This window comes from Candidatus Neomarinimicrobiota bacterium (genome assembly GCA_021157965.1).
Lineage (GTDB): Bacteria > Fidelibacterota > Fidelibacteria > Fidelibacterales > Fidelibacteraceae > Fidelibacter.
The window spans coordinates 23143-45578 of sequence record JAGGVO010000061.1 but is presented as its reverse complement, the minus strand read 5'-3'; the positions used below and the strand labels follow the sequence as shown (position 1 = coordinate 45578).

13 protein-coding genes are annotated in these 22436 nt (G+C 42.3%); 6 read left to right on the top strand and 7 right to left on the bottom strand.

The window, feature by feature from the left end:
- Positions 1-1044 (top strand): hypothetical protein (locus tag J7K63_10080; GenBank protein ID MCD6235368.1); only part of this gene is annotated, 1044 nt, incomplete at its 5' end.
- Positions 1045-1119: 75 nt separating this feature from the next.
- Here the strand turns inward: J7K63_10080 and J7K63_10075 are convergent.
- From J7K63_10075 to J7K63_10050, 6 genes are all read right to left on the bottom strand, one after another.
- On the bottom strand, positions 1120-2484 hold the full coding sequence (locus J7K63_10075) for a hypothetical protein (GenBank protein ID MCD6235367.1): 1365 nt from the start codon (positions 2482-2484) through the stop codon (positions 1120-1122).
- Between the two features lie 8 nt (positions 2485-2492).
- Positions 2493-3479, bottom strand: coding sequence for a PorV/PorQ family protein (locus J7K63_10070; protein MCD6235366.1), 987 nt, complete (start codon positions 3477-3479; stop codon positions 2493-2495).
- Positions 3480-3500: 21 nt separating this feature from the next.
- Complete coding sequence (locus J7K63_10065) at positions 3501-6203, bottom strand: TonB-dependent receptor (GenBank protein MCD6235365.1); 2703 nt, start codon at positions 6201-6203, stop codon at positions 3501-3503.
- Entirely contained in the window at positions 6203-7705 is a 1503-nt protein-coding gene (locus J7K63_10060; protein MCD6235364.1) for a hypothetical protein, read from the bottom strand. Before J7K63_10060 ends, J7K63_10065 begins: the two co-directional genes overlap by 1 nt.
- A gap of 173 nt (positions 7706-7878) precedes the next feature.
- The gene (locus J7K63_10055; protein MCD6235363.1) at positions 7879-10524 is read right to left on the bottom strand and encodes a T9SS type A sorting domain-containing protein; all 2646 of its coding nucleotides are present in this window, start codon (positions 10522-10524) and stop codon (positions 7879-7881) included.
- Between the two features lie 26 nt (positions 10525-10550).
- Positions 10551-12623, bottom strand: coding sequence for a hypothetical protein (locus tag J7K63_10050; GenBank protein MCD6235362.1), 2073 nt, complete (start codon positions 12621-12623; stop codon positions 10551-10553).
- Between the two features lie 549 nt (positions 12624-13172).
- Here J7K63_10050 and J7K63_10045 point away from each other — a divergent pair.
- From J7K63_10045 to J7K63_10025, 5 genes are all read left to right on the top strand, one after another.
- Positions 13173-14264, top strand: a complete 1092-nt coding sequence (locus J7K63_10045) for a Na/Pi symporter (protein MCD6235361.1) — start codon at positions 13173-13175, stop codon at positions 14262-14264.
- Positions 14265-14545: 281 nt separating this feature from the next.
- Positions 14546-16036, top strand: coding sequence for an IMP dehydrogenase (locus J7K63_10040; GenBank protein MCD6235360.1), 1491 nt, complete (start codon positions 14546-14548; stop codon positions 16034-16036).
- Positions 16037-16050: 14 nt separating this feature from the next.
- The gene (locus tag J7K63_10035; GenBank protein ID MCD6235359.1) at positions 16051-17265 is read left to right on the top strand and encodes an adenylosuccinate synthase; all 1215 of its coding nucleotides are present in this window, start codon (positions 16051-16053) and stop codon (positions 17263-17265) included.
- A gap of 45 nt (positions 17266-17310) precedes the next feature.
- Entirely contained in the window at positions 17311-18870 is a 1560-nt protein-coding gene (gene guaA, locus J7K63_10030) for a glutamine-hydrolyzing GMP synthase (protein MCD6235358.1), read from the top strand.
- 156 nt (positions 18871-19026) lie between these two features.
- Entirely contained in the window at positions 19027-19800 is a 774-nt protein-coding gene (locus J7K63_10025) for a ribonuclease Z (GenBank protein MCD6235357.1), read from the top strand.
- A 221-nt stretch (positions 19801-20021) separates the two neighbouring features.
- Here J7K63_10025 and J7K63_10020 read toward each other — a convergent pair whose 3' ends face one another.
- Positions 20022-22436 (bottom strand): leucine--tRNA ligase, encoded by a 2415-nt coding sequence (locus J7K63_10020; protein ID MCD6235356.1) that lies wholly within the window; start codon positions 22434-22436, stop codon positions 20022-20024.

Below are 22436 nucleotides of genomic sequence, written 5' to 3'. Positions count from 1 at the left end.
TTGGCCTCTCTTGAAGTGCGTTGGGACTGGGAGAGTGACGGATCCTGGGATACGGGTTACAGCACCACAAAGACTCTCACGCATACATTTACCACGGCAGGTAATTACACAGTGACCCTGGAGGTTCGGGACACCGAGGGAGCCACGGCTCAGGCGACGAAGGATATTTATGTGGCCGCAGTGAATACGGCTCCTGTGGCGGTGTTTACTGCCAATTACAGCACCGGAACAACCGAAACAGTCTTCACCTTTGATGCGTCAGATTCTTATGATGCCGAAGATAATGCATCTAATTTACAGGTTCGCTGGGATTGGGACGGTGACGGGACTTTTGAAACACCATATCAACCTGTCAGCCAACTCATGGAACATCAATTCAACATTGCAGGTATTTATCCGGTAACAGCACGTGTTAAGGACAGTGGAGGATTGACCGATGATGCCACAATCAGTTACACGATCACCGAATATGAAAATCAGGCACCGACTGCAGGATTTACGGTAACTCCGGAATCCGGATATATCGGTACTATTTTTGAATTTGATGCATCAAATTCAGTCGATTTGGAGGATGGTCAAAACCTGCTTTACATTTGGGATTGGGATAATGACGGTAATTGGGATACAGATACGCTATCTGTGTATACTGCAACATATAAATTCGAAAGTGCCGGATCCTATGTCGTTAAGTTGATTGTAATAGATTCGCAGGGATTGGTTGATGAGGCAACGGCTACAATAAATGTATCCACTACTGTTTATTACGCTCCTACTGCTATCTTTTCAGTAAGCTCTACAACAATCAATGTAGGTGATACGTTGACTGTTGACGCTTCAGAATCATTTGATACTGCTAATTATGAGTATACTCTTCGCTACAGGTGGGATTGGGAAGATGATGGTAGCTGGGATACGGGATATGAATCCAATGCTACAAAAAAGCATGTTTATGATGCTGCAGGAAATAAAACAATTCGGCTTGAGGTTATTGACGACGATGACCAGGTAGGCACAACAACCCAAACAATTACAGTTAACCCTTAAAAGAAATAATTATATGAAAAGAGTCCTGAATTCAGGACTCTTTTTCTTTAAGATAAAAATTACAAGTATCCACTACTAATCAAAAGGATTGGGATCTTCGATACCCGCTTTGGTTCGGGTAAACCGCAAAATTCTTTGATTCCCGTTATCTGAAACATACAAAACTTCATCATGAAAACTCAGTGCCTTTGGAGAAGCGAGAAGATCATGATATGATACCTGGATCAAAGTATCCTTGAGAACCATTTCACCGTCCACCCAGGTTGTATCTGTCTGTTTGATCCATTCCTCCCGGATTGCAACAAATTTTTGAAAATTACCTTGCGGACTGAATTTCAAGACGGCATTTATGGTTGAATCGAGGATAAATATGGCACCGTCGTCACCCACTACGGCATCCATGGGAGATTTAAAGCGACCTAAATCCATGATTTCATCTGTACCATAAGTAAAAGCTGTTGTATACGTGCCCGTACAAAGTTTATGAAAACCAAAGTAATCGCCATACTGTGTATATAATAAATTACCGTTATCATCACTATATAAGCTGTTCGGTTCCGAGATTGTCCCGGCACCTGTTCCTTCAGAAACCAAAAGATTATCATAGACCCCTTTTAAATGCCAGACAAAGGAACCATTTTTTAATTTCAACAAATAGGTTGGGATTAATTTAAAATTTATCAGTCTATTGTTTAATGAATCCATGACAGCAATATGGCGGGATTCCACGCTCTCGTCAGCTACAGCTATAAATGATTTTGGTAAAGATGCATAGACAGGATTATTACCTAAAACACTTCCATCAATGGGATCAATTGTGGCTTCACGGTTGGATTTGTCACGCGATGCATAAACAGGGACTATACCTAAAAGAGAGTCAATCAGAGCGGGGTCCGTATTAAGAACTTCGCTATGGTCAAGACGATTGTATCCCTCTGTAAACTCACCGATGTATGGATCCTCTGTAATAATTTCACCCTCCACACGATAATCAAAGGATGTGACAATACCCTCGACACCTGCCATATTCAAATATTGAAACCAGGCATAGACAGTGTCGCTTCTATTCGTGAAATAAAGAATAAATCGATTGTCCAGTGAAACTGAAACTGGTGAAAGGGGGGAACCCTTAAATGTAAGTTGCTGAAGTGGTTCATATACACCCGATTCCCGTTTTCCACTTGGACGGACAACAGATATGAGATGGCTAACTGGATCCGCAAGATAAAGATGGCCATCTTCCGTAGTTTCCATGTCGGAAAGTGAGCTGATACCCAAATCACTGAAATTCCACCGGGGAGTTATTTCTATAAATGCATCTTTATCTTCATATATTCCTGTCGGATTATCATTCTCGGCGGTAGGCAACTCCATGGTGTCAATACATGAAGTCAGGAAAAAAAGCGTGAATAACAGTAATATCAATTTTATGTGTCCCATTATCCGTCCTAGAAATTGTAAGATATCTGAAATTGTTGTGTCGGGTTCAAATATTCATTGTCCCTGTATGCGTAATCAATCATCAGAGATTGTCCCCATTTCTCTGCTTTAAAACCTAACCCAAAAGAGAGGGGATTATGATCTTTATTTGTATCAAAACCGGCTCTAAGAACAAGTGTCTTTAACAGAGTTACTTCAGTGCCGAAAGCAAAATACTCTGCATTGTCAACGGGATGGTTTAATTGGGCAGATACAAGCCAGTTAACTGCCTGACGTTCAAGAAGGGTTATGGCTGAACCCAGATGGAAAGTGGTGGGTGGAGAAAACTTTTCATACTCACGGGCCTCGGTATATCCTTCGGCATTGACATACTCATACGTGCCTTCAGGTGCCGTTGGAGGGCCGAAATTCAAAAAAGCAACAGCAATTCTCAGGTCTTTAAAACCGGTAAAATAATAGGTCCCTAAGTCCATGAGAATATTTGTGCTTTTAAAATTCAGGTATTCTTCCCGGGCGATACGCCCTGAAATGCCGAAACTGAACCGTTCACTCATTTTTCGGGAGAAGGAAAGACCGGCAAAATAATCGGTGAAGGTAAAGTATTCTCCGGAACCATAGGGTTTATATTCTGTAGTCACTTCCATGGCAGGCATGTGAAGAGTACCTGCTTCAAAGCCTAAGGCCCAATTACGAAATGGATAACTCACGGCAAAATATTCAAAATCAATATCGGCATACCAATCCAAATGACTGAACGTAACGGATGGATTTTCAAGCTGAATAAGTCCTCCCGGATTGTATTGTATGATTGATGCATCTCCGGCAATAGCAGTAAAAGCCCCGGCCATACCGGATGCTCTTGCACTGGGTTTTATTTTCAGGAATGTCAGAGATGATGTACCGGCACGTTGTCCGCCCAGCTGAGGCAATAATCCTCCGGCATGGAGTGTGGTTGTGAGAATGAGGAGTGTTAATATGATATGTTTTCGTTTCATTGTATTCCGTCAGCTAATGATTTAAAACATTAAAAACGCACCCAAAGACACCTGTCTGGGAACATAATACCGTGATGGATCATAATTCGGATTTCTGCCGCCTAAGTAGACATAGGATATAATTTCACCGGGATCATAGGGCTTGCCGGTAAAGGGGTTTATTCTTCTGGGAATTTTATGGTTGAACACATTTTGAGCATCAATGTAAAATCCATATCGGAAGGATTTAAAATAATATTCCTTGGTAAATTTAACATCGATTGTTACAAAAGGATCAGCGATAGCTCCGTATGGATTATCCGACATGGAGGTACCCAGAAAAATCCAGGTTCCATCTTCAACCTGAATAGTGTCTGTGGCAACACTGGGTGTATATCGCTGGCCTGACTGGGCATCAAAATGGATATTCAGTTTCCAATTGTTGGGGATTCTCATACCGAAAAGCCTGGGAGGTGTGTCTTCAAACATGTTAAACCGAAGATTTCCACGAAGTCGAAAGGGTTCATCCCACGAAAGGTAATTTTCTGAAAGGGGTTTTTGAGAAAGCATGCCTGCTTCAATCAGCAAATTATCATCCGGCCTTGATGATTTTCCTGTACTGATAGCGTATGAAAAGGATGCATCACCGGAAAAATACCGTCCGTACAGGCGGCGAAAAGTGATTTCTATACCCCTGGACCGGGCATAATCAGCATTAATGTAGATCAGCATGCTGTAATTCCCCACAAGGGGATTAAAACTGGTAATCCGTTGTGAGGTTTCGTAATCGAACATATCTTTATAATAAGCTTTGAATTCGATAGCCGTGGATTTTGAAAATTTATGTTTAATGCCCAATTCATAGGCGACTGTTGTCTTAGGATTCAAATTGGGATTCCCTATGAGGGAATAGGGATTTTCCGAACGGCTTGTGAGGTTGGCATAAACATAGTTGTAGGTTGGTAATTGACTGAAATGACCATAATTAAAATACAGGACATCGTTATCAGTAACCGGATGGCTGATTCCCAGACGCGGGCTTAAGTGACCCTTGGCTCTCCGCCCCAGAAGATTGAACGTTTCATTTATAAAGCGTTTTTTCCCTTCAGGGGTAATGGTAAGGATATCGGGATTATTCACAATATCTTCCACATATTCCCCGATAATCCAGTAATCATAGCGCAGTCCTATATTGGCAATCATACCTTCAAACGTAATTTTATCCTGGATATAAAAGGCTCCATCTGATGGTGATACGGTATAATAATCGAAGGATTCACCCAAACCTGAACCACTGCCTGCCCAAGGTTTATAGATATCTATGACCTGCATATCAGTTTTACGATGATTGTATCCCCCTTTGACTGTATGCCGTGTATTGGGTTGCCATGTAATATCTGCTTCAAAAGAATAGTTTTTACTGAAGTAATCATACCAATACGGTGCATCACCATGATCCCAGAACTCATCACCATTGTAGACACGAAGATTTCCAAAAGGATCCAAAGGAGTATAAGAGGTGGGATCCAAATCAAGGACTTCATTGTATTCGGACCAGTGTTTATTTTTAACCGCATCGTGCTTTCCGGTATAAAAATATCCCAGGTTCATATTGTAAAAAAGATGAGAATTCAGCGTATGTGTCCAAATAATATTAACAACCTGTGATTCCCGGGTTGTAGTGGGGTAATTATCCATGATTTCTTTATAGGCATAATCATAGTCCCTGTCGACATTGGCACTATGGTTATAAGAAACGGCAAATTTATGTTTTGGGGTAATCAACCAGCTCAGTTTGACCATGCCGCTGAAGTTATTTTCCTCCCGGCTGACAAAAATATCGGTCCATTCACGATAAGGATACAAAGGACCTGCTGTAGGTAAATAAGTGTCTGTCAGATAAAGATAACCACTCAGAAAATAGGAGAAATTTCCCGGAATTTTCTCATTGTTCCTAAACAGCGGGCCCCCCAGAGTAAACTCAATATTGTCTGTGTTGAAATTATCAGATAAAATTTTATCTGTCTTATATCTTGCGGAACCTTCCAGTTGTTTGGCGCCTTCCTTTAATTTGATGTCAATAATACCGGACATCGCTTGCCCATATTCTGCGTTAAACCCTCCGGTAATGAATTCCAATTCTTCGATGGCATTTGGATTTACATACAGACTGTTTGTGGCTCCAGTCAACGGATCTTTAATAGAAAGTCCGTCCACAATAAATTGTCCTTCATCAACACGCCCTCCCCGGATGTGAATTTCATTATCTCCGCTTTTCGATACACCGGTTTGCTGGGCCACAATATCGCTGACACTCTCCACTATGGAATTTTCCAGATCGCTGGCGCTTACATTGACAGAAGAACCGGTGGCATCTGCGTCAATAATCGGACGTTCACCAATCACCGTCACCTCTTGTCCTAAAGCCAAAACGGTTGGTTTCAGTTGAATATTCAGAACGCGTGTTTCCCGTTTAGAAACATCAATGCCGCCGTGAATCTGAACGGTATAACCCATCATGGAGACCTCAAGATCGTAACTTCCGGAAGATACATTCGGAATCACATACGTCCCATCCACATCAGATGCGGCACCGTAATATGTCCCTTTTAAAATGATATTTGCTCCCGGCAGGGGTTCACCCGTATCTGCATCTGTAACTGTTCCGCGGATAGTCGCAGCATATACCAAAGATGTACTAAGGACAATGAAGAGAAGTATTTTAATTATTATTGTATGTTTCATCATTCCAATTCAAATACGTGTTTAAAAAGTCTATCTACATTATCATTTCCATTACAGTAGTAAAGGGGGATGGTCATATAATAGCAAATACCATCGTTTATTCGGGTTTCGGTCATAATTCCGGGTGCGCCATTATAGGATCGCCCGTTCGGACCGGCATCCTCAAACCGGTATCGTATGACAGCATTTTCCCCGGGTTCTATAGCCCATAAACGGTCGGCCAGGGTAGACCCCAGTGATAAAGCCAATGTTGAATCCAGCTCTGAATTTCCCCAGAATGCATCGATTTTCGTCCCCGGCAGAACCCGCCCCGTTTTACTAAAAAAATACATAGTATCAATACTGGTGAAACTCCAGGTTGTATCTGCCAGTGTACCGCCTTTCATGGCATTATTCATAAAGAGAATACCACCATCAGCGACAAATCGTGTCAGAGCCAGGGCAGACTGGTTGATGGAGTTTTCCCCCCTGAATGTAAACCAAAAAACATTCTTAAAATAACTCAAATTGTATTCTATATCCTGCGTGCTGTAAGGGATTGAATTATGGGCATTGTTGACATTATCCCCGATTTCCCAGACAGAATAATGATCCGCACCAATGATCTTATCAAATATTTCTTTATAAAAATTCTGATGAGTATAATTAAGCTGGTCACTTGCATAGTCATTGACAATCAGATAATCGCCGACAGGTGCAATCACTTTCCACGTATTTGGAATCTCATCATCTTCGGGATCGGGAAAGGAAATAACATTCGATTTTGCTCCTGCAATGTCCTGTGCCTGAAAAAAGATTCTGTGAGTTCCTGGTTCCAAATTCTCAAGGAAAATGGAGCGCTGATCCCCATCCAGCCGGTGCCATGTGCTTGTATCATCCAAAGCCCAATAAATGGCTGTGATTGTTTCCAAACCGTCCAGATCGTAAACATCCCAGAAAAAAGAGTGGTGTGTAAAAGACTGATGGACAACATTCGGGGTAGTTGCAACAGAAGGGAGGGAGTTCAATTTCCATTCCAGAACGGGCGGGGAATTGTAAACAGGAAAACTTGCGGCAGCCGGTGTACTGTCTTCCAAACTGTCATTATCAACAGCCCAGACTTTTATGCTATATATATCAAATTTGCTTCGTAAAGGCAGATAAAATGTATCGGATTCCTGTTGTGTGAATACACGTTCAGGCATAAAACTCCATTGATAATAATATCCGATTACTTCACCATCCGGGTCATCACCCCACCAGAATACCTCTTTGACACTGACTGTTGTATCGAGTCCGAGGATTAGACTGTCGTTTTCTTCAATCCAAATTGTGTCTCCTTCATTAATCCAGTAATCACCGACAGTTAATACCGTATCCGGATGATAAATTATGGATATATGCGTTTCGGGGGCCAGATTGGTATAGGTTGTTTCCGGGATATTCGGCGTAAATGGATTTTCACAATTCCACATGAGAAGTGTTAATAAAAACAAAATTCCAACAAATACTCTATTTCTCATGGATACCTCTCATGATTGATCTGATTCTCACCCCATCAAAATCAGGGTTGCATGAAAGCCATGGTGTCGCCAATTTTCCGGATTTCCCCGTGATGATTTGATATTTCATGCTTTCTGTCATTTCATGAATGAATAAAAGGGGGGAGTTGAATCCCCCCTTTTAAACAAGATTTCTATTTAAGATACGTCATCTTTTTTACAGCGTTGAAATCACCGGCATTGATCTTGTACAGATAAATACCGCTACTGAGATTGATCGGTTTCCATGTTAAAGTATGTTGTCCGGGTGCATAAACACTGTTTGTCAGCGTATGAATTAACTGTCCTCTGACATTGTAAATCTGAATTGATACCAGAGTTTGTTCAGGGAGTGAGAATGAGATAGTGGTAGAGGGATTAAAGGGATTGGGATAATTCTGATACAAGGTATATGTGGTTGGTACTACAGGCTCGGTTGCTGATGTCAGCCCAAGATCCGTTCCGTCCCGGACTTCAATCTTAAAGGTGCCATAGGTGAACTGGTAAACACCTTTTACGATATCAAGGTAATCACCGATACCTACCGTGTCAGTGCCGCCGATGACAGCATATTCATTGCTGACAATGGTAAAGATTTCGGAAGGAACACAATCGTCATCGAGCAATATGCTGTCACTTCCATTTGTTATGGTGATATCATACTGATTGATGGAAGCGATTTGTGAAAAATCGGCCAGATTTACTTCAACACCTTCGAAAGATTCGTGATCGGCAGCAATATCCGAGATAGAAACTCTTGCGGGAGCGGGTGGTTCTGAAACATCGCCTGCAACGATTGAATCAGCGACAATATAGGTGTTTTTCTGCCATCTCCAGTAATCATCGTAGTTATCATCAACTCTGCCGGTTACAGTGACTTCCTGGCCATACTGGAGTCCGGCAAGCTGTTCAGGTGTGGCAAGAATGAAAATGCCGTTCCATGGACCACTGGCATCGGCCATGGGCAGGGCACTGACACCACTATTGGTAAAATGCGTAACATATCCCTGTCCGGCAGTGATATATCCGGTGACAGTCACGGTAGAGCCGTGGAATGGTGATTCACCATTGGCCCAATGTGTAAACTGGATATCCCTGATCACAGGATTACCATCTGTCACCACATAAGAGAAGTTTTTGAGATTTATATCTGACGGTAATGTAGACACACCGCCCTTTTCATCCTCAACATAGAAATAATAATCAACGAAGGCACCCTCTGCCTGAGCTGGAATTTCTCCGGCAAAAACCTTGTCGCCCTGATCATACATGATAACTTCCGTATAAGAGCCGGCATTGTCCACGCGATAAAAGACTTTGGCATCGGTTATTGACCGGTTCGTGACGGCTTTCACCTGAACCGTTACGGCATCAGAAGAGGAGGGAAGTTGAGGTGTTCTTGAAGCATCGGTCAGAAGTGCAGGACCTTCACCGGTTACAATATCCCGTTCATAAAGTGGTTCAATTTTATACGTTGTGGAATCTGCATAACTGCCGTAGTGATGATAAATCCATCCAACAACACTCTGCAGCTGCGTTCCAACAGGAGGTACTATATAGTTTCTCAGGCTGTCTGAATCATCATCAACCAATGCAGCCCCGGATCCATCATTAATTTCCATAACTTCATATTGGAGATCATTGTTTGTAACGACACAGTTTTCAACTTTTACAAAGACATTTCCCCATTGTTCGGCGGTCGTGGGCCACCGCAGGTCTCCTGTTTTCACAAGAGGAGTATCCGGAAGAGGCTGTTCGAAATTCATGATTTCAATATCCCCAACAAGCCAGAATTCCGTCATGTTCGCATCACCTGTGGTGTATTCACCCACATATCCGGTCATTTCAATCTCATCACCGGGGAAAAGGACGGGATAGATGGTTGAATCAGCATTATATGAAAGGATGGCACTCCAGGGACCGCCGTGAGGATCCGAAAGAATAAATTTAATCCCGTCTCCGGCATAACTGATACCAGTAGGCATGGTAACTATTCCCCGAACGGTCAACAGTGAACTGTCACCGGATTCTCTCACCAGATAAGATACATCAGATTCGGCATCTTCTCCTGCTTTTACCAGGTCCGAATACCGAACCTGCTGAATTCTCTGAATGCGGGTATATATTTTATCCTGCCCTTTTTTCACACCTTCTACAATATCATAGGCAATTCGGGGAGCAATTTTACGGTTGTTGTAATCATAGTTGAGGGGGCCGGTAATGGATTTAATCGAATCATATTCTGCGGGCCAGAAATAGTAATTTCCATTATCAACCATTACAGTGTCCGTACCATCTGTTACAGACCACTCACCGTATCCTTCATCGGGATTTGCCACGGCAACATCCCTGATCTGGACAAGCACTGCCTCATAGGATTCTGATTCGGCAGCTCCTGTGGCTATCTGATCTGCAGTGACGACGATTGGTTCAATACCGAAAACACCTTTTTCTTCAATGACAATTGATGTGAGATCGGTAAAACGAGTCATTCCATATTTTTCCTCGACAGTACCTGTTAATGTCACACTGTCTCCCTCGGCAATCAAAATATCATCGGGAGCGCTGTCATACACAAAAATTCCGGACCAGGGCGCATTATCATCCTGAACGAAAAAATATTTGTTCCCATAGGCATAGGGCTCTGCCGTTACAATACCTGATATGGTTACAGTTTGTCCGTTCAAGGGAGAATCACCACTGGCATCCGTTGTGTACTGAATATCCCTGATAGGCGTAATCTGGGCAAAAACAGTTGTTACCAGGACCGCTATCAGTACAACGGTTAGCAGTTTTTTCATATCACATCTCCTTTGTTTATTGTTCTCTACTTAATGATCAAAAAGCGGCCGGTTTGTTTTTTACCGGACTCTTTATCTTCGATGGAATAAAGATAAAGTCCGGTTGCCGTCGCCTGATCATAGTCGGTGATAAGATCCCATGCGTGTTCTCCACCGGCATAAACGGTATTTGATGTGGAAAGTTCTTTCAGGGACATAATATCTGATCCGTTATATGTATCGGCATCATGGTCAATGGTTTTAATCAATTCACCGGCAATGGTAAATATCCTGATAGTTGCTTTACGGGGTAAGCCATAGAACCATATCATCCGCTCACGAACTCCCAGACCGTCCCAGGCTGCATGAGCATTATAGGGATTGGGATAAACTCCCGTTATCCATTCTTCTTCCGGATTAGCCGGAGACTGCCCGGCAACAACCGCCGTACGGTTTTCCAGTGTGCTGGACTCCAGAGATACGAGTCCCGTGGCAGGATCACCGGTATCAAAGGAGGTCACGGAAAATACATTTTTATCCGGCCACCCGTTAAGTATGCCAGTATTTTCAAACTTATAGTAAAATGTGTCCGGACCAAAAACGGTATAGGACGGATTTCCATATTCATCTTTTATCCGGAGGACATCCAATCCACTGTTGAATCCAATATCATTTTTCTTGTCAATTTGTCCTAAAAGTGTCCACTGTTTATCAATGCCACTTGTTTTACGGCGTGCGTAAATCCGGTATCCTTCAAAGTCCTTTTTCCGGCTGATAGGGTCCTCGAAATCTTCAGGAGAATTATCCCAGTACAAAATAGCTTTACCGGCTTCCACTTCAATATGAAGGCGGGGAGAGGGTGGGGGAGAAGGGAGTATATAGCGATCCAGTACCCCATCCCCATCCTGATCTTCCCAATCATCCAGAACGCCGTTTCCGTTGCTGTCTTCGCCGTTATAGGCCTTCTGGGCCCAGTCCAGGTTTGCCCGAAGGAGTTCACGCCTCTCCGGTGAATCTTTTAATTCATTAGTTGCCCAACGCCCACACCCTACAGCATATACTACATTTAATGTGTCTCCGGGATAAAAATTCCAGGCTGTGCTGTCTTCATTTGCCGGATGTGTCCCGAATGGACCGGCTGAGATGAGTATCATCCAACTGTTGGGCTGACTGGGGTATCCATCCTCCGTGTAGAGATCGGGATAAGTACTCGGATCACCTTTGGGAACCGACGTTTTCATCTTATCATAGCGCTGATTGTCATCAACCGGCATAAAGTAATCCGGATAGGTCATATTGGATGCTGCCTGCCACGGCCATTGATTATACTGAGTATCCCAATATTCCCTTGGAACCGTTTCCGATCCGAGACAGGAAAATCCCACATAACTTTCGGCATATCCGTTATCTCCGTCCGCATCGAACTGGTAAGCTATATTCCGGGGAAAGCCCGGGACATTATCGTCCGGCATAGGGTCAAAATCAGATTGATCAAATCCATTCTGATTATCATACCAGCTCCAACCGCCGCCATTTTCATAAATACTTGTATAGTTCATGTTTCCGACAGCAGCATCTGCCCACAAGCCAACATAAACGTCTTTAATTACATCGGTACCCTTATTGACAATAAAATAATCCAGAATCACAAAAGCTTCTGCAAACTTATAATTCCAGGCATGAGTCTGTAAATTAACTTCTAAATTCATGGGTGTGTGTTCAACAACCGGGCTCATATCATGAAACCGGGTGATAAAATCCTGATGACTGACGGCATCGGGAGAATAGTAGCGGCTGGTAGTAATAGAGGAACGAACATAAATTGAATCACCGTTATCTGTAAATTCAAATCCTTCTGATCCGTAATCAAATACACCGTCCACAATGGCCGTTGAAACCCGTTTCACATCTCCAACAATTCCACCGATCCATAAACCGCCATAGCTCATGTGTTCCACTTGTTCCTTAATATTGTCGGGATATTGTTTGTACATGAAACTTGGTTGATCCGGATTGTTATATCCTTCGCCAATGATTCCAAAATTTGTGACCGTTAAACCCAATTGTCCCACCGTCGTATAATGGACATAATCGGCAACGCCGGCGCTGCTTTTTTTCATTTGAATATCCGAAACAGGTCCACTGCGTCGCTGTCCATAGGCACTTGATTGAATGATTAAGATAAAAACCGCTATAATGACATACAGAAAGTGAATTCTTCTGAAAATCGCTTTTTTCAATGCAACTCCCGCTTGATACCAGTAAAATAATCGATCTGATTATTTTCTGTTTGTCCAAATGTGTAAGATGTGAAAATATTCACCTTTTCCCCGGATTTATTGGACATATAAGCTATTTATTTTTAACGGATAAGTCAAAATTAAAATTATTTATAATCCCTTAATTTCAACTATCCCAAAGAAATTTTTACATTGTTTTAATTATCTATTACAGTCAAAAGTATGTCGTTGTAAACCAGTATGATAGAATAATTCATAAAAGTAATGGTAAGGATTCAAGTCATTCTTAATACAGAAAATCTCATTGCCCTTAAGAAATCTTAACTATATCTTAACACACAATTCATAGTGAATTAATTTAAAATGCGGATTATTCCGTGTATTTTCCGGCTTTGAAAAGCGGCTGTCCATGAAAAACCCAGGGAGTTCATGAACAAATACAAAAGCGGACTGATTAAAACATTACAGATTCTTGGCCTGTTATACATTTTTCTTCTCAGTATTGAATTGATTGGTTTGGGTTTTAAGTTGTTCGGCAAAGAGTTTGCCCATGCGTTGATGGAAACCACATCTTCACCATTTGTCGGGCTTTTTATTGGGATTCTTGTTACCAGCATGGTACAGAGTTCTTCTACGGTTACATCCATAGTTGTCGGGATGGTGGCGGGAGGGACGCTGACTATTTCAGGAGCCATTCCCATTGTGATGGGATCCAATATCGGAACATCCGTAACCAATATTATTGTTTCAATGGGATCCTTATCCAGACGCAACGAATTCCGGGATGCCTTCTCAGCAGCTGTTGTCCATGATTTTTTCAATATCCTTGCGGTCCTGATCCTTTTTCCGCTGCAAATATCCTTCAACATACTGGGTGTTTTATCTAAAAAACTGGCAGATATTTTTGTCGGGTCATCCGGAGTCACATTTAAAAGTCCACTTAAATTGGTTGTCGGGCCTGTTGCATCCTGGCTTGCGGAGTTTTTAAATAAAAATCCTGTTCTCATTGTTATTATGGCTCTTGTGCTTCTCTTCATTGCACTCCGGTATATCGTTGTGGTCTTGAAAAGTGTATTCATTAACAAGGCAGAAAACTTTTTCGATAAAGTTATTTTTAAATCTACATTCACTGCCCTTGCCTTTGGTTTGATCCTGACTGTTCTTGTCCAGAGCAGTTCCATTACCACGTCATTAATTGTACCTATTGTAGGTTCGGGTATTCTGACTCTGTATCAGGTTTTTCCCTATACCATCGGGGCTAATATCGGCACAACGATCACGGCAATTCTGGCTTCTCTTGTCACTGGTAAAACTGAGGCATTGATCGTTGCCTTTGCCCACTTTATGTTCAATGTAATCGGAGCTATACTAATTCTTTCTATTCCGTTTTTACGCAATATTCCACTTTGGGGCGCAAAGAAATTTTCAGGACTTGTTTATAATAATCGATATATATCCATTCTCTTTTTGCTCATCTTTTTCTTTATTATTCCACTGTTAGTAATCTTTTTATCGCGTTGATTTGAAATAGATTGAGATTAAGATTCATTTGCAGGTTATTTTAATAACTAATTACAACGTAAAATCGTTCATTTCAGTCAACATTTTTCTTAATTTCCCGACATGATAACGCAGATCCCCACCTGGACACATTCAACCCATTCATTTTCTCTTTCAGCTGCTCAAAAATATTTGTCTGTGATGAATCCGGTCATACGATTCACATGCAGAAATCAAGAATATCTTATCATAGATATATTCTTGAATGACAGGCAATTAAGGAAAATTTCATAAGGAGAGTCATGGCAAAAAAAATCATTAATGAACCTTCCCGGACCCTCATGGAATACCGTCTTTTACCGGGATACACAACAGATGAAACTTCCATTGATCAGATATCCCTTGAAACGACGTTGGCGTGGACTCCTGAGGGTGAGCAAAAATTCAAGCTCAATATTCCGGTTGTTTCAGCTGCCATGCAGAGTGTTTCCGGTGTGGAAATGGGAATTGAACTGGCCAGGCTGGGTGGACTGGCTTTTATATTTTGTTCACAAACGATAGAGAATGAAGCGGCCATGATCCGGGATATTAAAAGTTATAAGGCCGGTTTTGTGGATCCTTTCTATGTCCACCCGGATATGCTGATTGGAGATGTTTTCGAAATCAGTAAAAGTAAAGGCTTCAATACATTTCCCGTTGTTGATGTCAACCATAAACTGTTGGGTATTCTAACGAAAAATGATTACAGCGGAACCCATCATGCTCAACTGAAAGTTTCCGAGAGAATGATTCCCAGGGATCAGCTGGTTGTTGGAGTCAATATTTCTGATATCAAAGAAGCCAATAAACTGCTGAGAGAAAGTCATCAGAGTGTTCTTCCCATTGTTAATGAGGATGATCGGCTGAAAAATCTTGTTTTCCGGAAAGATATCCGCAATCACATGAATTATCCCATGGAATTGCTGGATGACCGGAAACGCCTGCTTACTGGAGCGGCGGTTAATACCCACGATTACAAAGAGCGTGTCCCGGCATTGGAAGAAGCCGGTGCTGATATTTTGACAGTGGATTCATCTGATGGTTTTTCAGTCTATCAAAAGCGAACCCTTGAATGGATCACGGCATATTATCCCTATCTTCCGGTGATCGGAGGCAATATTATCACGGGGAAAGGCTTTCGATTTCTGGTGGATTGCGGCGCACGGGCCGTGAAAGTCGGTATGGGCGGAGGATCCATTTGCATTACTCAGGAACAAAAAGGAACGGGGCGCGGACTTGCATCGGCAATTATTGATGTCGTTAACGAAAGGAATCGGTATTTTGAAGAGACCGGAAAATACATTCCTGTTGTTGCAGACGGAGGGATTGTGGATTCTAAAGATATTACCATTGCCCTTGCATTGGGTGCGGATTACGTGATGATGGGACGCTATTTTGCCCGGATGGAGGAATCCCCTACGGAAAAGATTCAGCTCAATAACCGGATTATGAAGCCCTATTGGGGTGAAGGATCTGCCAGGGCCCGCGAGTGGAAATCAGTCCGATATTACCAGATGAAGTTTGTTGAAGGAGTAGAAGGCTTTGTCCAGTATGCCGGCAAACTCCGGGACAATCTGCCTGAAACTCTCTCTAAAATCAAAGCATCCATGTCTTCCTGCGGCGTGACCAATATTCGGGAGTTTCATGAAAATGCAGAGCTTGAAATTGTCTCGGCATTATCCATCCGGGAAGGGAAGGTTCATGATATCTATATGCCGAATGACTCTTCAGATTATAAATCCGATAAATATTGACAGGACGTGTTGTTATGAGTATATCAATTGTTATGGGAGCCCAATGGGGTGATGAGGGGAAAGGGAAAATTGTAGATACCCTGGCTGAAAATGCCGATATGGTTATCCGGTATCAGGGTGGAGCCAATGCGGGACATACGGTAATACACGGATCAAATAAATATGTCCTTCATCTAATCCCCAGCGGTATCATATCCGGCCAATCAGTCAATATCATTGGAAATGGTTGTGTCGTGGATCCCGTATTACTCCTTAAAGAAATCGAAACTCTACGGAAGCAGGGGATTACGGTTGATCCCCGGCACCTCATGATTGCTGAAAATGCCCACATTGTAACACCCCTGCACAAATGGCTCGATTCACTTCAAAATGCATATATCGGTACGACCAAACGGGGAATCGGTCCGGCTTACGAGCAAAAAGCCCGCCGTAACGGAATTCGTTTTGATATGGTTGCCGGAAACAGGTATCAATCCATTCTGGAATCCCAGCTTGCTGAAATCCAAAAGGTGACTAAAGCCGTTTATGACCGGGAATTTCCCCTGGACATGGAAGATAAACTGGCAGAGTGTTTCAACTACGCCCAAGAACTTCTGCCCTTCGTCAAGGATACGGCACCTGTGATTGCCGATGCCGTGGCCTCAGGAAAAGAGGTTTTGTATGAAGGGGCACAGGGAACACTTCTGGATATTGATCATGGCACCTACCCCTTTGTGACTTCATCCAGTACAACCATCGGCGGGGCTTATACAGGATCCGGCGTTTACGTCCATTTCAATCAACGGATTGGCATCGTCAAATCCTATACTACACGGGTAGGTGAGGGACCCTTTCCAACGGAACTTTTTGATGAAGATGGTGAAATGCTACGAAAAAATGGTTATGAATACGGATCTACCACCGGCCGCCCCCGCCGCTGTGGCTGGCTGGATCTTCCCCTTCTGAAAAAAGCTATTCTAATCAATGGTTTCAATACCCTGGTTTTAACGAAAATCAGCTGCCTGTCCGGATTTCATACGTTGAAAATAGCTGTTGATTATCATGATAACCATCCGATTTATCAGGAGTTTGCAGGTTGGCAAGAACCTGTGGAAGGGATTACGGACTGGCAATCGCTCCCAAAAAACTGTCAGGACTATATTCAATTCATCGAAGATGCACTGGAGGTTCCTTTTGGGATGATTTCCACCGGTCCGGACAGGAAAAATATCATTATCAGAAACTCATAGCTTCATGATCCGCCACCGGCGGCAAATCACATTAAGAGGCATTTCATGAAAACACTATTTCAGAATGAAAAAATTCTTATACTTGATTTTGGATCCCAGGTGACCCAGCTGATTGCCCGAAGAATCCGGGAATCCCATGTCTATTGTGAAATTCATCCCTTTAACATGTCTCTGAAGGATATAAAAGCTTTTAATCCGAAGGGAATCATATTGTCAGGCGGACCGGCCAGTGTATACGCCAACAATGCACCGAAACCCCAGGACAAAATATACGATCTGGGCATTCCCATTTTGGGTATTTGTTACGGATTGCAATTGATTGCCCAACATTTTGGCGGATGTGTGGATAAGGCAGCTGAAAGAGAATATGGCAGGGCCGAACTGTCCATTCTGAATGAAGAAGATTTGTTCAACGGACTTCGGCTCGCAAACGGACGGTTAACGGTTTGGATGAGTCATGGCGACCGGATTGAGAACCTTCCCGGAAGCTTTGAAATACTTGCCGGGACGGATAATGCCCCGGTAGCTGCGATCCGGAACAAGGATAAAAACATATACGCCATCCAATTTCATCCCGAAGTTGCACATACTGATCAGGGTAAAGAAATTTTGAAGAATTTTATTTTGAAAATCTGTGATGTCCAGCCGGTTTGGACACCCCTGAATTTTGTCGAATCCCAACTGGAAAAAATACGTGAAAAAGTGGGAGGGAAGCGGGTCCTTTGCGGTTTATCAGGCGGAGTGGACAGTTCTGTTGTGGCACTTCTCTTGCATAAGGCGATCGGGGATCAGCTAACCTGTGTTTTTGTCAACAACGGCCTTTTAAGATTAAATGAAGCGGAAGATGTCCGGCAGGCCTTTTGTGAACATTTTAAAATCAAACTTGTCTATGTGGATGCAGAGGAACGTTTCCTGCAAGCCCTTCAAGGAGTTTCTGATCCTGAAACAAAACGGAGGATTATCGGTAACCTCTTTATTGACATTTTTGAGGATGAAGCCCGTAAGCTTGGAAATTTTGAATTTTTAGCCCAGGGGACACTTTATCCTGATGTGATTGAATCGATTTCTTTTAAAGGACCTTCGGCAACGATCAAAAGCCACCATAATGTGGGTGGACTCCCGGAAAAGATGCATTTTCAGCTTATAGAGCCTCTCAGAGAGCTTTTCAAGGACGAAGTCCGCGAAGTTGGCTTCCAGCTCGGCTTAGATGAAGAAATCCTTTACAGACATCCTTTTCCGGGACCAGGACTCGCAATCCGCGTTTTAGGCGAAATTACACGGGATAAACTGGATACTTTACGTAAAGCAGATTATATCGCCATTCAGGAATTGCAGAACCACGGCTTGTACCGGGAAATCTGGCAGGCATTTTGCGTCCTCCTGCCGGTTCGCAGTGTTGGCGTTATGGGAGATGAAAGGACGTATGAAAATACCGTCGTTTTCAGAGCAGTGACCAGTTTGGACGGCATGACTGCCGATTGGGCTCATATTCCTTATGACGTATTAAGTCGGATTTCAAATCGTATCATTAATGAAGTAAAAGGCGTGAACAGAGTAGCTTATGATATCAGTTCAAAGCCACCGGCAACGATTGAATGGGAATAACTGACTGAGTGGAGAGTTGAGAGGATAAAGTATTGATTTGGAGTTGGGGAGTTATGAGTTTGTGTAAGGTGTAAGGCTTTAAACTTATATCAATTTCCAATATTTAAATACTGTATATTGTTGACTATCAGTAATATACGACATATTTATTAAACCATGAAGACATCTCATATACATATTCTGGGTACCGGGACATCCGTCCCTGAACCGGGAAATGCACCTTCATCATATTTGGTAAAAATTGCTTCTAAAGCAATTCTGATAGATTCAGGTCCTGGAATTGCACAATACATTGTAAATGAAGGATACCATTTAGAAGATATTCATACTATTTGTTTTACTCATATCCATTCTGATCATATCCTGGGACTTCCGGAGATTCTGTTTGGGCTTATTCATGACAATCATATTGCAAATCATAGTATAAATATCTGTATTTCAACAAATTACGCCCATTTTATAGAAGATGAATTACTCAAGGCATGGCATCCGTGGTTTAAAAAATATCAGCATATCAATTATCGGATAATTCCTGTTTTTTCTGGGACAAATATCCTCATAGATGATGTACTTATCACACCATTTAGGGTCAATCATCATGAAAGCAGTCTGGGATATGTAATTAGAACCGGAAGTTCATCAATAGCTTTTAGTGGTGATACGGATGTTTTCAACATAAATGAAGTAGAAAAACATAATCCTGAAATACTTTTTTTGGATAGCAGTACATGTGAACCCAATAAAATTCCGGGACACCTGAGTGTTCAGGAGGCAGTTCGTCTTGTAAGCACTACCAGTATATCGAAGGTGTATTTAACCCATATAATGCCTGGAGAACGTAAAAAGATTGTGGAATTCCTTAGAAAAAGAGGAAAGATAAGTGATCCCGAGATACTATTAGCCCAAAAAGGACAAAAAATACCCCTATAAATACTGCGCATAATATGTATTATGTAAACTAACACGTTCGGGCGTTTAAAAAATTAAAAGATGATTATTTGCATTGTTACGAAAAAGTATGATTTTTAATATTGTTGTCCCTCCTTTTACTGTCTTTCTTCTTTCATGATGCACTATAAACAAAAATTAATACAGAATTATTATTGCCCTTTTATAAATAAAGAATAAAACTTACTTTTTAAGTGAAATAATCAGATCACGATTGTGATTATTTTTTCCGGGACTACGATGAATTTTCGGATATTCTTCCCTGTTGTATATTTTTTTACACGTTCATTTTCAAAAACAACTGCTTCAAGATTTTCCCGGCTGATGTTTTTCGGGACGGTTATGATGGTTCGGACCTTACCGTTTATCTGTACGGGATAATCAATCGTTGCCTCGATAAGATATTTTTCCTCGTATTCCGGCCAGCTTGAATATGCCAATTCATCTGTATTTCCCATTTTTTCCCAGAGTTCTTCAGACAGGTGCGGTGCAAAAGGTGATAACAACTTTACAAATCCATTCATGAATGAACGGTTCAGATTCTCCTCTTTATAACACTCATTAATAAAAACCATTAGTTGAGAGATCGCAGTGTTAAAACGACATGCTTCAATATGTTCAGTAAGAATTTTAACCGTTTCATGATAAACTTTTAAAAGTTGTTCTGATGCAGGAGCATCCGTGATTTTATCTGTCAGTGTCCCGTCTTCTTCAATAAAAAGGCGCCATATCCGGTTGAGAAAACGGTTTATACCGGCTAAGCCCTGTGTAGACCAGGGTTTGGGACGTTCAATTGGACCCATGAACATTTCGTATACACGCAATGTATCTGCACCGTATTCATGAATAATATCATCGGGATTAACAACATTTCCACGGGATTTACTCATTTTCTCGCCATCTTCACCAAGGATAAGTCCCTGATTCATAAGCCTTTGGAAGGGTTCATCTGTAGATACCACTCCGAGATCATACAGGACTTTGTGCCAGAAACGGGCATAGAGTAAATGTAAAACTGCATGCTCGGCGCCGCCGATATAGAAATCTACCGGCATCCAGTATTTTTCTTTATCGGGATCAACCAGCTTTTCCTCATTATGGGGGTCGATATAGCGCAGATAATACCAGTTAGAGCCGGCCCATTGAGGCATTGTGTGGGTCTCCCGGTAATATTTCTTCCCGTTTTTGGTAAATTCAACCCAGTCCCGGATGGAAGCTAAAGGCGACTGCCCCTTGCCTGCTGGTTCATATTTTTCAACATCCGGCAATTCCAGTGGGAGTTCATCCTCATCCAGGGCATATACGTTACCTTCATCGTCCTTATACAACGGAATGGGTTCACCCCAGTACCGTTGTCGTGAGAAAAGCCAGTCCCTGAGTTTATAATTGACAGCCCTCTCCCCTGCTTTGTGTTCTTCCAGCCATCGGATCATGGTGTCGATAGCATCTTTTTTATTCATTCCGTTAATAAAACCGGAATTGATATGAGTTCCGTCTCCAACGAAGGCTTCTTGTATGATATCCCCGCCTTCCAGAACCGGAACAATTTTCAAATTAAATTTACGGGCAAATTCCCAGTCCCGCTGATCATGGGCAGGGACAGCCATAATTGCACCGGTACCATAACTGATGAGCACATAATCAGCAATCCAAATGGGAATTTTCTCCTCATTAACCGGATTGATGGCATAAGCACCCGTAAATACACCTGTCTTTTCTTTCGACAGTTCTGTCCGGTCTAAATCACTTTTTAGAGCCGCTTCTTCCTGATATCGCTTTACCTCATCCGTATATTCCGGTGTGCATATTTTATCAACAAGGGGATGTTCCGGAGAAAGAACCATATACGTGGCGCCAAAAAGTGTGTCCGGACGCGTGGTAAATACTTTTATTGATTCAGAATGGCCATCTACGGGAAAAAGGACTTCAGCTCCTTCGCTGCGCCCTATCCAGTTTCTTTGCATCTCTTTGATGGCTTCAGGCCAATCCAGTTTATCAAGTCCTTCAAGTAATCGGTCGGCATAAGCAGTGATTTTCAGCATCCATTGTTTCAGCATAATCCGGCGGACAGGATAACCGCCCCGCTCGCTCTTTCCATCCACTACTTCTTCATTGGCCAGGACGGATTTAAGTTCTTCACACCACCACACGGGAGATTCTGCTTCATATACCAGACCCTTTTTGAAAAGCTGGATGAATACCCACTGGGTCCATTTGTAATAACCCGGGTCTGTTGTGTTCACGACCCTGTCCCAATCGTATGAAAAGCCGAATTGTTTCAATTGGCGGGTAAAGGTGGCTATATTTTTTTCGGTGGTGATTTGCGGATGAGTGCCTGTCTGAAGCGCATAAGTTTCTGCCGGCAGGCCAAATGCATCAAAACCGATGGGATGAAGAACATTATAACCGTTCATTCTCTTGAATCGGGCAATAATATCACTGGCTGTATATCCTTCGGGATGCCCGACATGCAAACCCTGTCCCGATGGATAAGGGAACATGTCCAGGATATAAAATTTTTCTTTCCCGGGGTCTTCCTTTGTCCTGAATGTTTTATTCTTTTCCCAAATGCTTTGCCATTTTTTTTCGATGTCTTGAAACGGATAAGATTTTGCCAT

Bases quoted from the DNA above. Each gene is read 5' to 3' on its own strand.
- J7K63_10075 (MCD6235367.1), bottom strand. From the start codon at position 2,484: ATGGGACACATAAAATTGATATTACTGTTATTCACGCTTTTTTTCCTG.
- J7K63_10060 (MCD6235364.1), bottom strand. From the start codon at position 7,705: ATGAGAAATAGAGTATTTGTTGGAATTTTGTTTTTATTAACACTTCTC.
- J7K63_10020 (MCD6235356.1), bottom strand. From the start codon at position 22,436: ATGGCAAAATCTTATCCGTTTCAAGACATCGAAAAAAAATGGCAAAGC.
- J7K63_10045 (MCD6235361.1), top strand. From the start codon at position 13,173: ATGAACAAATACAAAAGCGGACTGATTAAAACATTACAGATTCTTGGC.
- guaA (MCD6235358.1), top strand. From the start codon at position 17,311: ATGAAAACACTATTTCAGAATGAAAAAATTCTTATACTTGATTTTGGA.
- J7K63_10035 (MCD6235359.1), top strand. From the start codon at position 16,051: ATGAGTATATCAATTGTTATGGGAGCCCAATGGGGTGATGAGGGGAAA.
- J7K63_10065 (MCD6235365.1), bottom strand. From the start codon at position 6,203: ATGAAACATACAATAATAATTAAAATACTTCTCTTCATTGTCCTTAGT.
- J7K63_10025 (MCD6235357.1), top strand. From the start codon at position 19,027: ATGAAGACATCTCATATACATATTCTGGGTACCGGGACATCCGTCCCT.
- J7K63_10050 (MCD6235362.1), bottom strand. From the start codon at position 12,623: ATGAAAAAAAGCAGCGCCGGCGTTGCCGATTATGTCCATTATACGACG.
- J7K63_10055 (MCD6235363.1), bottom strand. From the start codon at position 10,524: ATGAAAAAACTGCTAACCGTTGTACTGATAGCGGTCCTGGTAACAACT.
- J7K63_10070 (MCD6235366.1), bottom strand. From the start codon at position 3,479: ATGAAACGAAAACATATCATATTAACACTCCTCATTCTCACAACCACA.
- J7K63_10040 (MCD6235360.1), top strand. From the start codon at position 14,546: ATGGCAAAAAAAATCATTAATGAACCTTCCCGGACCCTCATGGAATAC.